The 13,357-nt window shown below is 71.8% G+C and carries 11 protein-coding genes; 6 read left to right on the top strand and 5 right to left on the bottom strand.

What is annotated here, in order from left to right; translation table 11 throughout:
• Window positions 1-182 precede the first annotated feature (182 nt).
• The 3 genes from ACFVX4_RS15545 to ACFVX4_RS15535 all read right to left on the bottom strand — a co-directional run bounded on the left by ACFVX4_RS15545 (window position 183) and on the right by ACFVX4_RS15535 (window position 4,484).
• A complete protein-coding gene (locus ACFVX4_RS15545) occupies window positions 183-1,187 on the bottom strand; it encodes a DUF1259 domain-containing protein (protein WP_389976678.1) in 1,005 nt (334 codons plus the stop codon).
• A 268-nt stretch (window positions 1,188-1,455) separates the two neighbouring features.
• Window positions 1,456-3,615, bottom strand: a complete 2,160-nt coding sequence (locus tag ACFVX4_RS15540; protein ID WP_389976676.1) for an FtsX-like permease family protein — start codon at window positions 3,613-3,615, stop codon at window positions 1,456-1,458.
• A complete protein-coding gene (locus ACFVX4_RS15535) occupies window positions 3,609-4,484 on the bottom strand; it encodes an ABC transporter ATP-binding protein (protein WP_389976673.1) in 876 nt (291 codons plus the stop codon). The genes ACFVX4_RS15540 and ACFVX4_RS15535 overlap by 7 nt, the downstream gene beginning before the upstream one ends.
• 105 nt (window positions 4,485-4,589) lie before the next feature.
• Here ACFVX4_RS15535 and ACFVX4_RS15530 point away from each other — a divergent pair, with 105 nt between their 5' ends.
• Window positions 4,590-5,786, top strand: coding sequence for a DUF2786 domain-containing protein (locus ACFVX4_RS15530; RefSeq protein ID WP_389976670.1), 1,197 nt, complete (start codon window positions 4,590-4,592; stop codon window positions 5,784-5,786).
• 267 nt (window positions 5,787-6,053) lie between these two features.
• Window positions 6,054-8,291, top strand: coding sequence for an FUSC family protein (locus ACFVX4_RS15525; RefSeq protein WP_389976667.1), 2,238 nt, complete (start codon window positions 6,054-6,056; stop codon window positions 8,289-8,291).
• 18 nt (window positions 8,292-8,309) lie between these two features.
• On the opposite strand, the gene ACFVX4_RS15520 is transcribed toward ACFVX4_RS15525, so the two are convergent.
• The gene (locus ACFVX4_RS15520) at window positions 8,310-8,795 is read right to left on the bottom strand and encodes a hypothetical protein (RefSeq protein WP_389976664.1); all 486 of its coding nucleotides are present in this window, start codon (window positions 8,793-8,795) and stop codon (window positions 8,310-8,312) included.
• 253 nt (window positions 8,796-9,048) lie between these two features.
• On the opposite strand from ACFVX4_RS15520, the gene ACFVX4_RS15515 reads away from it, so the two are divergent.
• A complete protein-coding gene (locus tag ACFVX4_RS15515; protein WP_037690973.1) occupies window positions 9,049-9,291 on the top strand; it encodes a DUF397 domain-containing protein in 243 nt (80 codons plus the stop codon).
• 198 nt (window positions 9,292-9,489) lie between these two features.
• Here ACFVX4_RS15515 and ACFVX4_RS15510 read toward each other — a convergent pair whose 3' ends face one another.
• Window positions 9,490-9,987 (bottom strand): ATP-binding protein, encoded by a 498-nt coding sequence (locus ACFVX4_RS15510; RefSeq protein ID WP_389976661.1) that lies wholly within the window; start codon window positions 9,985-9,987, stop codon window positions 9,490-9,492.
• Window positions 9,988-10,316: 329 nt separating this feature from the next.
• On the opposite strand from ACFVX4_RS15510, the gene ACFVX4_RS15505 reads away from it, so the two are divergent.
• The 3 genes from ACFVX4_RS15505 to ACFVX4_RS15495 all read left to right on the top strand — a co-directional run bounded on the left by ACFVX4_RS15505 (window position 10,317) and on the right by ACFVX4_RS15495 (window position 13,357).
• Window positions 10,317-11,198 carry a helix-turn-helix domain-containing protein gene (locus tag ACFVX4_RS15505; protein ID WP_389976658.1) on the top strand — a complete coding sequence of 294 codons (882 nt, stop codon included), beginning with the start codon at window positions 10,317-10,319 and terminating at the stop codon, window positions 11,196-11,198.
• Between the two features lie 53 nt (window positions 11,199-11,251).
• On the top strand, window positions 11,252-12,709 hold the full coding sequence (locus tag ACFVX4_RS15500; RefSeq protein WP_389976655.1) for an aldehyde dehydrogenase family protein: 1,458 nt from the start codon (window positions 11,252-11,254) through the stop codon (window positions 12,707-12,709).
• 96 nt (window positions 12,710-12,805) lie between these two features.
• Window positions 12,806-13,357, top strand: coding sequence for a DinB family protein (locus ACFVX4_RS15495; protein ID WP_389976652.1), 552 nt, complete (start codon window positions 12,806-12,808; stop codon window positions 13,355-13,357).

Raw genomic sequence — 13,357 nt, 5'->3', positions numbered from 1 at the left:
GGTTCATGGAATGTGCGGGCTGGACGGTCCATGGGTGCCCGGTCGCCCGCGGGGCCACGCGCCGCTCCGGGCCGATTGGTCCATATGCAGAACGGATTCGGCGGCGCCGGTCGCTGGACCGGCGCAATGCGGTCCGGCGACCGGCACGGACCTCGTGCCCCGTACGCCCGGTGCGGCCGGTCTCAGCTGTTCGGTACGACGTCGGTGGCGTCCACCGCGGGTCGCAGCGCGCGGGCGAGCGCGACGCCGTCGCCCACCGCCCAGAAGTGGGTGAAGAACAGGCGGGGGTCCTCCGACAGATGGTGGTTGTGCAGCTCGACGAGCTTGATCCCGCCGCGCCGCAGGGCCCTCAGCACATGCGGGACCTCGTCGGCGAGCATGGCGCAGTCGCCGCTGAGCGCGGCCCGGCCGCCGCCCAGCGGCTGGAAGTTGAACGCACTGCTCGACCCGAGGCCGGGAGGCAGGACCAGATGGCCGTCCGCGATGGTCTCGCGGCGGACGAAGATGACCTTGTAGAGCCCGTCCTCGATGGTTCCCGCGGTGCCCAGCGCCGCCTCCATCCCGGCGATGTCCAGGTCGACCGGGGCCGACCGCATCGGCGGCACGGCCGGCGGGGTGCCGGTGCGGTCGAATCCCGCCCGCAGCCCGCGGGCCAGGGCCACGGCGTCGTGGCCGTGTCCGTGGACATGGGTCCACCAGATGTCCGGGGTCTGGGAGAGTAGGTGCTTGTGGAGCGCGGTCTGCTCGATTCCGTTCGCCTGCCAGGCGTCGGTCACCCGCTGGAGCTCGCGCTCGGTGACCACCACGTCGCCCATGATCATCGTGGAGCCGTCGGCGTAGCGGACGAAGGCCACATGCGTGCCCAGCGCGAGCCCCGGTGTGACGACGACGCCCTCGGAGACCACCTGGAGATCCCGCCGGGGAAAGCCCATGTGGTAGGTCGTGCCGCGCAGCATGTTGCCGCGGCGGCCCAGCGCCTTCGCCACGTCCGCCCAGTCGTCCAGACCGGTCGGCACCGGCTTGATCCGCTTCCCGTGCCCCGCCCCGGTCGTCCCGGTGGGCAGGGTGCGGGCCGCGGCGGGGCCCGCCGCGGTCAGTACCGGCGCGAGCGCGGCGGCGGCCAGTACGCGCCGCCGTGATGTGATCGCCTGTGCGCTCGTGTCCTGTTGTCGGTTCTCGGTCACCATGTGATCGCCTCCATGGCGAGATGAAACCATGTGAAATCCTGACAAAAGAATGAAAGCGGATACACCGTCAGCGGGTGGGGCTGGATGGACTAAACGCGTTGTCCGACCGGGTCCCGTACGGTCGCGCCGGGACCTGCCGTCCGGTTCTCCCGTCCGGCCCCGCCCGCCACACCTGGCCGCCGTGCCTCGGAGCCTGTCGGGTGACCTTCGATCGGGAAGCGTGCGTGCCAGGGCGTGGCCGCCCGATCAGAGGTCACCCGACAGGCTCTCAGCCCGCCGGCACCGAGCGACGGCGCACCGCCCCCGGCGGCACCGCCGCCCCCACCGCGACCAGCGCGCACACCCCCGCCGCACCGCCCATCAGCGCCCACTGCACCGACACCACGACCGGCGCCGACACCGAGGCCAGCGCGGCGGCCAGGCCCGCCAGATGCACCCCGGCCACGGTCAGGCCGAGCAGCGCCCCGAGCCCGACCGCGAACAGGGTCTCCCCGGCCACCACCGCGAGGACCCGCGGCCGGGTGGCGCCGGCCAGCCGGAGCGCGTCCAGCTCCGCGGAGCGTACGGACCCCGCCATCAGCATCGTGTTGGCCAGCGCGATCACGGTGTAGACCAGGGCGATCCCCAGGATCACGGCCAGACCGGTCCGGGTCTGCGGACTCGTGCGCGGGTACGTCGCGGCCAGCCACTGCTCCGCCGACCGCACCGTGCCGCCGGTTTCGCGCAGCCGCTCCGTGACCGAAGCGCGGTCGGCGCCCGGCGCGAGGCGTACGTCGATCCGGTCCACGGCCGCCGCCGGGGCGTTCGCCCTGGTCACATAGGCCCCGTTGTTCCCCGTGCCGAGCGCCAGCACCGCCACGATCCGCAAGGAGACCGGCCGCCCGTCGCCGAGCCACACCCGTACCGTCGAGCCCACCGTGTGCTGCTCCCACTCCTCGTTCACCACGATCGAGCGGTCGTCCAGGTCCCCGATGTCGCCCGCCACCACCGGCAGCCGCCCGACCCGTGCCAGGGCCTTCGTGTCGTCCACCGCGCGGGCCTCGGAGGTGATGAGGGCGGAGCCCTCCTCGCGTACGTGGACGGCGGTCGGCGCGGAGGCGGACAGCGTGGCGCCGGGCACCGGCCGGACCCTCAACTCCTCGCCCGTCACGACCAGATCGGCCCCGGTGTGCCCGCGCGCCTCCGCCGCCTTCGCCGCCGACACGGTCATCGCGGAGCCGGCCACCGAACCCGCCAGCGCCACGGTGATCAGCACCGGAGCGGCCACCGCGACCGTACGCCGCAGCGCCGCCGAGGTGTTCGCGGCCACCAGCGTCCCGGTCGCTCCCGGCAGCCGGACCATCCGGGCCAACGGGCGCACGAGCAGCGGTGCGAGCAGGGCGACGGCCGTGATCAGGGCCATCGGCTGCGTCATGTACGTCTTCCGCTTCAGCAGTGCGGACGGGTCGGTGGCGAGGGACTTCGCCATCAGGAACGCGGCCCCCGCGAGCAGGGCGAAGCCCAGCAGTCGGCGGACCGGCGGGAGCACGCCCGTATCGACATCGGCCTCGCGCAGCGCCTCGGCGGGGCCGGTCCTGCCCGCCCGCCGCGAGGCCACCCAGACCCCCGCGAAGGCCACGGCCAGGCCGGACCAGAAGGCGGCGTGGAGCGGCCAGGCGGTCGGACGGATGGTGAACCAGGACGGTGCCATCCCCTGGTCGACGAGCAGTCCGGCGAGCAGCGGTGCACCCAGGTGGCCCAGTACGCACCCGGCGGCGGAGGCGAGGGTGCCGACCGCGGCGGCCTCCGTCAGCAGCAGCCGCCGCAACTGGCCCGGCGTGGCGCCCGCCGTGCGCAGCAGTCCGAATTCGCGCCGGCGCAGCGCCACGGCGAAAGCGAACGTCGACGCGACGACGAAGACCGAGACGAAGGCGGTGAGGCCGCCCGCGGTGCCGAGCAGGACGTTCGCGGTCAGCAGTCCCTCGGCGTCCCGCTCGGTGGCCGGGTCGGCCCGGCGGCGGTCGTCCCCGGTGAGGACCAGGGCGCGGTCGCCGACCACCCGGCGCACCTCGGCGACGGGCGCGTCCACACCCACGGCGTCGGGTTCGTGCCGAACGCGTACGGCGTCCTCGCCGTCGTCCCGCGTCACCGGGCCGAGCGCCCGGAGGTCGCGCAGGAGTTCGATATCCACAGGGTGTGGATGAGTGAGCCTGCGACTGACCTCCGTTGTGGACGGCCCGCGCCGCACCCGCACGGTCAGGGCGTCGTCGCCCATCACCACCACCGGCGACGCGGCGAAGCGCAGCGGTGCCCGGTCCGGGGCGTCGAAGGTCGAGGCGAGGCCGAGACCCATGGTCGCGATCAGGCCCACGCCCAGCGCGAGCGCGACGAAGGTGCCGATGAGCGCGGTCCAGCGGGTGCGCAGGGAAGCCAGGGCGACGGTCAGCACGACGCCTCCCACGCAGGATCCGCGACGGTCCCGGCGACGCCGTGTTCTCCGGCGGCATCGTGTCCGTCGGTGACGCCGTGTCCCCCGGTGGCGCCGAGCTCCCCGGCCCTCCCGCGTCCGCCGGTGCGGCCCGCCGCCATCCAGGCCGCGATCCGCTCGGCGCCGAGTCCGGTCAGATCGTCCGCCACCTGCCCGTCGACCAGGAAGACCACCCGGTCCGCGTACGCCGCGGCCACCGGGTCATGGGTGACCATCACGATCGTCTGCCCCTCCAGGTCCACCAGCTCCCGCAGCATCTCCATCACCCCCTGGCTCGTCGCGGTGTCCAGCGCGCCGGTCGGCTCGTCGCCGAAGAGCACCGCGGGCCGGGTGATCAGGGCCCGCGCCAGCGCCACCCGCTGCTGCTGGCCCCCGGACAGTTCGGCGGGCCGGTGCCCCGCCCGGTCCGCGAGACCGACCCGGGCCAGGGCGTCCCGTACCTCGGTACGGGACGGGCGGCGGCCCGCGAGCCGCAGCGGCAGCGCGACGTTCTGGGCGGCCGTCAGCGAGGGGAGCAGGTTGAACGCCTGGAAGACGAAACCGATCCGGTCCCGGCGCAGCAGCGTCAGCCGGCGCTCGCTCAGCCCGGTCAGCCGCACCCCGCCGACCTCGACGGTGCCGGAGGTCGGCCGGTCGAGCCCGGCCGCGCAGTGCAGCAGCGTGGACTTGCCGGACCCGGACGGGCCCATGACGGCGGTGAAGGTGCCGGCCCGGACGGTGAGGTCGATGCCGCCGAGGGCGTCGACCCCGCCGTAGGCACGGCGCACGGAGCGAAGCCGTACGGCGTCGGCGGCACTCGTCGGCGCAACGGATGCGCGGGAGGAAGTCATGCCTCGATCGAAGCGTTTCCGCGCTCCGCGATCACGACCACCAGAGCCCGTCCGGGAGGTAGGGCCAGCCCTACCCCGGCGCACCGCCCTGCCTACCCTGACCTCATGGAACCGGTGACCGACCAGGCATTCGCGGCAGCCCTCTACTCGGACGGCGACGCCGGTCTCGACACCGGGGCCTCCCTCCTCGCCGCCGACCCGACGGCCGACGCGGAACTGTTCCGGCGCGGCGAGGAGTTCGTCCGCCGGGCCTGGGAGCGCGGCTGGCAGCCCTCCGACGTCGTACGCCTCGTCCGCCGCGAGCTCGACGAGACCGCGGCCTGCCTCGCCGCCGGGCTGATCGCCTCGGAGACCGCGCGGTACGAGCGGCTTCCGCCCCGCTGGCGGTCCCAGCTCGACGGGCTCCCCGCCGCACCGCCCCGGAACCGGCCGGACCGCTTCTCCTACGCCTCCGCCGTCCTCGGCCTGTACCGGCTGCTGCTCCGGCTCCCCGCCATCGAACCGGTCGGGCCCCCGCCGGGCGCCCCCGCGCACGGGCTCCGGCTGCCGCCCGCGCACGACGAGCCCCGGATGCTGACCCGGATCCGCGCCCTGCTCGCCAAGGCGGAGGCGACCGGCTTCCCCGAGGAGGCGGAGGCCCTCACCACCAAGGCGCAGGAGCTGATGGCCCGGCACTCCATCGACGAGGCCCTGCTCGCCGCCCGTACCCACAGCAAGGAGGCGCCGGGGGCGTGCCGGATCGGGGTCGACGCGCCGTACGAGACGGCGAAGGCGATCCTGCTCGACGCGGTCGCCGCCGCGAACCGCTGCCGTGCGGTGTGGAACAGCGACCTCGGCTTCTCCACGGTGGTCGGCTTCGAGGCGGACCTGGACGCCGTGGAGCTGCTGTACACCTCCCTGCTGGTCCAGGGCACGGTGGCGATGACGAAGGCGGAGGCGGGCCAGCGGGCCGGCGGACGCAAGCGGACCAAGACATTCCGGCAGTCGTTCCTGATGGCGTACGCCCAGCGGCTGGGCAGCCGACTCGCCGCCGACACCGCCCGGGTCACCGCGGCCGCCGAGGCCGAGACGGAGGGCGGGGCCGGATCGGCCGGGTACGGCGCCCCTCATCTGCTCCCGGTCCTCGCCGCCCGCGACATGGCCGTCACGGACACCGCCGAGCGGATGTTCCCCGAGACCACGACCACCCGGGTCCGGGGCGCCACGGACCTGGACGGCTGGACCCATGGAACGGCCGCGGCGGACCGGGCGCGGATGGGCGGGAACGGTCCGGAGCTCCGCGGCGGACGCGGGAACCGCTAAGGGGTGTCCCGTAATCCCTGGCGGGCGTGCGACGACAGCTACGGCACCTTGCCGCGTTGTCGGAACGCCCGGATGCATCCAGTATTCGGGCGTCCCTCCGCCTTGCGATGCACCGCATCCGACGCCGCACGCCGATCCACCAGGGATTACGGGACAGCCCTGAGGCCCTGTCGTTCGGTCGTGTTCCGCCGGGCGTTCCTGGGGACCGCCCGGTGAGCCGATTTACGACAACTCGGGCCAATCGGTAATTCCGGTTAGGCTCTCGGCATGAGCTGGCTCCGGGCGCTGAAGGAGACCGCCCGCTCGGGGCTGTCGATCGAGCGGCGACGTCTCGAACCGCTCATCGCGATCCGCGGTGCGGCCGGTCTCGCTCTCGTCCTCGGGATCAGCCTCGCGTTCCTCGGGCCCGTGGTCGCGGCGAGCTCCGCGTTCGGCGCGTTCCAGGCGGCCATCGCCACCTTCCAGCGCAGCTGGCGCCCCCGGCCCGTGCTCGCCCTGGTCTCCGGGGCGAGTCTCGCCGTGTCGACGTTCCTCGGCTATCTCACCGGCTCCCGGCTGCCGCTGTTCCTCGCCCTGCTGGTGCTCTGGACGTTCGTCGCGGGCCTGGCCTGGGCGGCGGGGCCGACCGCCGGCATCATCGCGGCGTCGAACGTGGCGATCATGCTGGTCACGGTCACCCTGCCCACCTCCGTCGCCAACTCGGCCGTGCACGCCGCGATGATCCTGTTCGGCGGAGTGGTGCAGGCGGCGCTGATCGTCCTGTTCCCGGTACGGAGATGGGGCGCCCAGCGCGACGCGCTCGCCGACGCGCTGGCCGCCGAGGCCGACTACGCCCGCCGGCTGCGCCACGACCCGGTCGCCCCCTTCGACCCGGTGCCGCTGATGACGGCCCGCAGCGCGGCCGCGGTCACCCCGCGCCAGGCCCGCCGCCGGCCGCCCGAGCTGCGGGGCTCCCGAAGGATCGCCGAACGGATCAGACCGGTGCTCGCCTCGCTCGCCGACCCGTCGCTGGGGGTGCCGTCCGAAGGGCCGGAGCGGGCACGGGTCCGCGAGCTGCTCGCCGCCGCCGGATCGGTGCTCGACTCGGCGGCCCGCGCGATCCGGCACGGCGACCCGGTCGAGCTCGCCCCGTCCGCCGTGGCCGTGCTGAAGACCCCGGACACCGGAACGCTCCTCACCGGCCCGCCGCTGCGCGCCGCCGACCGGCTCGGCGCCCTGCTCTCCGACGTCATCGAGACGGCCGAGGGCGAGGGAACGAAGGAGCAGGACGCCAGGGCCGCCGAGGCCGCCGAGACCATCAAGGCCACCGCGGACGGGACACCCGCCGCCCCGCACCGCCGCCGCCCCACCCTGCTGCGGCTGGTCCCCCTCATCGCGAAGGCGATGCGCGCGGAGCTGCGCCCGGGGTCACCGATCCTGCGGCACGCCGTCCGGCTGTCCGTCGTCGCGGCCGTCGGCTATCTCATCGGCACCGCGCTGCCGTTCGGTCACGGCTACTGGGCGCCCATGGCCGCCGTCATGGTGATGCGGCCGGAGTTCTCCCAGACGTACGCGCGTTCCGTGGCCCGGTTCGGCGGCACGATCGTCGGCGTCTCGCTCGCCACTGCGATCGTCCAGGCCACCCACCCCGGTGTGGCCCTGGCCGCGATGCTCTCCGTGCTCTGCGCCCTGCTGATGTACCTGCTGATGCGCGCCGGGTACGTGGTCGGCCAGGCCTGCGTCTCGGCGTATGTCGTCTTCCTGCTCGGTATGGCGGGCGACAACTGGTCGCAGACCGTGCTCGAACGGGTCGTCCTCACCCTCGTGGGCGGCCTCCTCGCGATGATCTCGTACGCCCTCTACCCGGCCTGGGAGACCCCGCGGCTCCGCGGCAGGCTCGGCGACTGGCTGAAGGCGGACGGGCGGTACGCCGCCTCGGTCGTCGACCAGTACGCCGAACCGGCCGAGCGCGGCCACGACGACGTGCGTTCCGCGCTGCTCGACACCCGCGAGGCCCGCGTCGCCTGGCAGGAGGCGCTGGCCACCGCCCAGCACGAACCGGTGCGCAACCGCGGCCTCTCCCGCGCCGCCGCCGACGACACCCAGCACGCGCTCGCCCAGCTCGGCCGGGCCGCGATGCTGCTGGAGGCCCACCTGCCGGGCGGCGGCGCCACCCCCGTACCGGACGCGGCGCGCCTGGCCGAGGCGCTGCGCCGGGCCACCGAACAGGGCGCGAAGGCGGTGCGGGAGCGGCGCGTTCCGGACTGGACCGAGGTGCGTGAGGCACTGGCCGAGTGGGACGAACGGCAGCGCGCGGACGAGGGCGAGGCGGACCCCTTCGTACGGGAAGGGGCCCACCTCCTCCTCGAAGCCCTGGAGGAGTTCTCCCGGGGGCTGGACGGGAAGCCCAAGTCGGAGCCGGAGCCGGAGCCGGAGCCGGAGCCGAAGTCGAAGTCGGACCCGAAGCCTGAGCAGAAGCCCGAGCAGAAGTCGGACCCGAACCCGCCCGGGGATCAAGCGGGTTGACGGACCGTGCGGCGGCCGTCAGGGGGTCGGCAGACCCTCCAGGTCCGGCAGGCCGGACGGCAGGGCGCCCGGGGCGGTCTTGGCCAGGGTGTCCTCGACCCCGCTGTCCCAGGACACCACGATGGTCTTGCCGTCGTTGGACTCGACGGACCCCGTGGTGCGGTCGTCGCCGCCGTCGACGCACTTCAGCGTGAGCGTCACCTTGTCCGCGTTCTGCACGGTGCCCGTGCAGGCGTGCTTCTCGGTGACGAGCACGGCCTTCCCCGACGCCACCGACAGGACGACCGCCTTGCCGTCGGTCTTGCCGGCCCAGCCGCCCTCCAGCGCCGCGGTACTGGTCTCGGATCCGCCGTCGTCACCGCCGTGAGCCGGGCTGGACTGTTCCGCGCCGGAGCCGCCGCCCGGGTCGTCGCTCTTCTTGCTGTCGCTGCTGCAGCCGCTCAGCGCGACCGCGGTGAGGATTCCGGCGGCGATCACGGCACCCGTGCGTATGACTCCGTGCATCTGTAATTCCCCCTTGTCGACGAAAGACCGAGCCAAGTTATCAGCGCGATACGACGGGATGAGGAGCTCGACCGGGGGTAGACGGAGCCAAAACGGCATCCGGTGCGTCTCTCCATACGGAGTAAAGCTGTAATCGCGAGAACACCCCGCGTGCACGTGCATCCGCGCATGCATCTGCGCATGCAGGGAAATTTGAACAGAGCTATGATCCGAGACAGTTGACACTTGCACCTTGCAACTCGGGGAGCGTCCTGTGCACCACGTGTACAACGGCATGGCGGCCACAGAGCTTCGCGGAGTCGTCTGGCAGAAGAGCAGACACAGCAACTCCCAGGGTTCCTGTGTGGAGTTCGCGAAACTGCCCGACGGGGATGTGGCGATGCGGAATTCGCGCCACCCCGACGGGCCGGCGCTGGTCTATACGCCGGCCGAGATAGAGGCGTTGCTGCTCGGGGTGAAGGACGGGGAGTTCGACCACCTCATAGCGGGCGGCTGACCGCATCCCGCGAGCCGGTGTCCGGCCCGGACCGCCGGCCCAAGTCTCTTTCGCCCGGCCTGGGCCGCTGGCCCAAGTCCCTTTCGCCCGGCCCGGATCGTCGGCCCGAGTCCCTCTCGTCCGGCCAGATCCGAACGAGAGGCCTAGGGCCTGTCCGGCGGATCAGGGTCGGACAGGTCCTAGCCGCAGCCGTGCGGGTCACACGCCGTCGGAGAGCCGGAACAGCGCCCAGACCACCTTGCCGCGCGACGCCGACGGGGCGTTCGGTTTCTCCGGCTCCGGGGAAGGGTGCCAGCCCCAGGAGTCGCTGAAGGACTCCACGAGGAAGAGGCCGCGGCCGGATTCGGCGCAGTCCGGTGCCGCGGAGGCGATCGGGCTCTCCTGGCTGGGGTCGCGCACGGCGCACACCAGGCGTGAACTCCATCGCATCAAGTGCAGCCGTACGGGCGGGTCCTGGGAGTCGGGTGCGGTGCTGTCCGAGGGCAGGGCGTGCCGCAGGGCGTTGGTGACGAGTTCGGAGACCACCAGCGCGACATCGTCGAAGCGCTCGGCCAGGCCCCATGCGTTCAGCGTCGTCCGGGTGAACCGCCTCGCTCCGCCCACGGCTTCGTAGCGGGCGGGCAGTGTGCAGGTGGCCGATCCGGAGACGGCTGAGGGATCGATGGGGGGAAGCCCCTGCCGTAACGGCTCGAGCATCGTCGATCCATTCGTCCCCATGCGAGGCACTCCCGGGATTCGCGGCTGTATCGGTACTGCGGGGGGTACAGCGGCACAACACGAACGAGCACGCAGGTGCGCGAGCCCCATGGTTCCCAATGCGTTGGGCAGATGCAAGGGCAGATGCACGTGCACGCGCCTGACCTGTCCGAACCCGTGCCGGTTCTTGGTCATTTCTTCCTGTGTGTATTTTCGCAGCCTTCTGGAAGGCTTCTCATTTCCGTAATCGAATGAGTACGGGCTGAAGCGTTTTGATGGCAGAATCCGGCACTTGGGGTTCAGGGGGGAGCCCCGGTGCCCAGGAAGCGATGGGGAGGACCGGACCAGTGGCGGCAGGCGAGTCGAGTGGATCGGTGGTGCGGCGCATCCTGCTGGGCTCGCAGCTCAGGCGGCTGCGCGACTCGCGCGGCATCACCCGTGAGGCGGCCGGCTACTCCATCCGGGCCTCCGAATCGAAGATCAGCCGCATGGAGTTGGGACGGGTGAGCTTCAAGGCCAGGGACGTCGAGGACCTGCTCACGCTCTACGGAGTCACGGACGAAGCGGAGCGGGACGCTCTGCTCGGCCTGGCCCGTGAGGCCAACGTGGCGGGCTGGTGGCACAGTTACGGAGATGTACTGCCCGGCTGGTTCCAGACGTACATCGGTCTGGAGGGGGCGGCGTCGCTCATTCGAGTGTACGAAGTCCAGTTCATCCACGGCCTGTTGCAGACCGAGGCCTATGCGCACGCGGTCGTCGCCCGGGGCATGGGTGCCGCGCCCGCCGTCGAGATCGACCGCCGCGTGGCGCTGCGACTGGAGCGCCAGAAGGCCCTCGTCTCCGAACGCGCACCTCACTTCCATGCCGTGCTGGACGAGGCGGCGCTGCGCCGTCCGTACGGCGACCGTGAAGTGATGCGCGCACAATTGCGGCATCTGATCGAAATGTCGGAACAGCCCAACATCACTCTCCAGGTCATGCCCTTCAGTTTTGGCGGGCATGCCGGAGAGGGCGGTTCTTTTACGATGCTGCGATTCCCGGAATCCGATCTGTCGGACATCGTCTATTTGGAGCAGCTGACAAGTGCGCTCTATCTGGACAAGGCCGAAGAAGTCGCTCAGTACGAAAAGGCCATGACGCGACTGCACGAGGACAGCCCGGGGCCCGAGGAGAGCCGCGATCTGCTCCGTGGTCTGCTCCAACTCACCTGATTCGTCAGTACGATGACGGTTCGACGGAGTCTGCACCTGAGTTAAGGGATCGCATGTCCTTCTTCTACGAGCTGGCCGACCAATACATCGACGGTGAGTGGCGGACCGGAACCGGCTCGTGGGACATCATCGATTTCAACCCCTACAACGGGGAGAAACTCGCCGCGATCACCATCGCGACCGCGCAGGAGGTCGACCTGGCCTACCGCGCCGCCGAGCGCGCCCAGCGCTCCTGGGCCGCCACCGGACCGTACGAGCGCCGCGAGGTCCTGGAACGCGCACTGCGCATCACCGGGGAACTGCACGACGACATAGTCGACGCGATCATCGACGAACTGGGCGGCACCCGGGTCAAGGCGGAGTACGAGGTCCGTGTCGCCGAGGAATTCCTGCGCGACGCGATCCATCGGGCGCTGCGCCCGCCGGGCAGCATCCTGTCCTCCCTGGCGGACGGCAAGGAGAACCGCCTCTACCGCCGGCCCGTCGGCGTCATCGGGGTGATCAGCCCCTTCAACTTCCCCTTCCTGGTGGCGATGAAGTCCGTCGCACCGGCCCTCGCGCTCGGCAACGCGGTCGTCGTCAAGCCCAACCAGAACGCCCCGGTCGTCGGCGGCGCGCTGATCGCGAAGATCTTCGAGGACGCCGGACTGCCCGCCGGGCTGCTCAACATCCTGATCACCGATGTCGCCGAGATCGGGGACGCGTTCATCGAGCACCCGGTACCCAAGGTGATCTCGTTCGCGGGCTCGGACCGGGTCGGCCGCCATGTCGGCGCGGTCGCGGCCGGGCACTTCAAGCGGACCATCCTCGAACTCAGCGGAAACAGCGCCCTGGTGGTGCTGGAGGACGCGGACATCGACTACGCGGTCGACGCGGCCGTCTTCAGCCGCTTCGTGTACCAGGGGCAGGTCTGCATGGCCGCCAATCGCATCCTGGTGGACCGCCGTGTCGAGCGGGAGTTCACCGAGAAGTTCACCGCCAGGGTGGCCGCGCTGAAGACCGGTGACCCGCGCGACCCGGAGACCCGGATCGGCCCGGTCATCAACACCTTCCAGGCCGACGCGCTGACCGCCCTGGTCGACCAGGCGGTCGCCGACGGGGCCACCGCGCTCGTCCGCGGCCGGACCCGCGGCAACCTCGTGGAGCCGACCGTGCTCGCCGGGCTCCCCGAGGACTCCCCGCTGCTGTCCCAGGAGATATTCGGCCCGGTGGCGCTGCTGGTGACGTTCGACGGCGAGGACGACGCCGTACGGATCGCCAACGACACCCCGTACGGGCTGAGCGGCGCCGTGCACACCCGCAGCGCCGAACGCGGGGTGCGGTTCGCGCGGCGCGTGGTCAGCGGGATGTTCCACGTCAACGACTCCACCGTCCAGGACGATCCGCTGGTGGCCTTCGGCGGCGAGAAGTCCTCCGGGACCGGCCGGCTGAACGGTGAGGCGACCGTCGACGCCTTCACCACCCAGAAGTGGATCTCCATTCAGCACGGCCGGGCGGCTTTCCCGTTCTGACCGCCCCTTTCCTTGTTGAGGACAGAGGCTGACCTCAAGGGACCGTAGCTTGGTCGGTGTCAGGAAGAACCGGCACGGATCATCAAGGCGGACACCATGGTCACTCACGTTCCCTCGGAAGCCCCCGGCGACGAGCGCGGCATGTTCCTCTCCTTCATCGAGGCCCAGCGCGGTGCGATCCGGCGCTCCCTGATCGGGCTGACCGAGGAGCAGGCGGCGAGCCGCCCCAGCGCCAGCGAGCTCTCCCTCTCCGGACTGGCCAAGCATGTCGCCGAGGTCGAGCTGAACTGGCTGCGGATGGCCCAGCAGCGGTTGAACGAGACCGTCCGCAACGAAAGCACCTGGGCGGACGGCTTCCGGCTCGTCGGCGACGAGACGGTGGAGCAGGTGCTGAAGTTCTGGGACGGCGTCGTGGCCGAGGAGGAGGAGTTCATCCGCTCGGTGCCCAGCCTGGACGACACCTTCCCGCTGCCGGAAACGCCCTGGTTCCCGAAGGACGGGCGGGTCTCGATGAGGTGGCTGCTGGCCCATCTCGTCGAGGAGATCGCCCGGCACGCCGGGCACGCCGACATCATCCGGGAGTCCCTGGACGGCCGTACCGCGTTCGAGCTGGTCGCCGAGGCGGGGGGCTACTCTAATCAAAGTTGA

This window comes from Streptomyces sp. NPDC058240 (assembly GCF_042882135.1).
GTDB lineage: Bacteria > Actinomycetota > Actinomycetes > Streptomycetales > Streptomycetaceae > Streptomyces.
This window is presented reverse-complemented; position numbering and strand designations above follow the sequence as displayed.

What these genes read in the sequence shown, in the direction of transcription:
- ACFVX4_RS15545 (WP_389976678.1), bottom strand. Translation starts at nt 1,187, where the DNA reads ATGGTGACCGAGAACCGACAACAGGACACGAGCGCACAGGCGATCACA.
- ACFVX4_RS15535 (WP_389976673.1), bottom strand. Translation starts at nt 4,484, where the DNA reads ATGACTTCCTCCCGCGCATCCGTTGCGCCGACGAGTGCCGCCGACGCC.
- ACFVX4_RS15530 (WP_389976670.1), top strand. Translation starts at nt 4,590, where the DNA reads ATGGAACCGGTGACCGACCAGGCATTCGCGGCAGCCCTCTACTCGGAC.
- ACFVX4_RS15525 (WP_389976667.1), top strand. Translation starts at nt 6,054, where the DNA reads ATGAGCTGGCTCCGGGCGCTGAAGGAGACCGCCCGCTCGGGGCTGTCG.
- ACFVX4_RS15520 (WP_389976664.1), bottom strand. Translation starts at nt 8,795, where the DNA reads ATGCACGGAGTCATACGCACGGGTGCCGTGATCGCCGCCGGAATCCTC.
- ACFVX4_RS15510 (WP_389976661.1), bottom strand. Translation starts at nt 9,987, where the DNA reads ATGCTCGAGCCGTTACGGCAGGGGCTTCCCCCCATCGATCCCTCAGCC.
- ACFVX4_RS15505 (WP_389976658.1), top strand. Translation starts at nt 10,317, where the DNA reads ATGGGGAGGACCGGACCAGTGGCGGCAGGCGAGTCGAGTGGATCGGTG.
- ACFVX4_RS15500 (WP_389976655.1), top strand. Translation starts at nt 11,252, where the DNA reads ATGTCCTTCTTCTACGAGCTGGCCGACCAATACATCGACGGTGAGTGG.
- ACFVX4_RS15495 (WP_389976652.1), top strand. Translation starts at nt 12,806, where the DNA reads ATGGTCACTCACGTTCCCTCGGAAGCCCCCGGCGACGAGCGCGGCATG.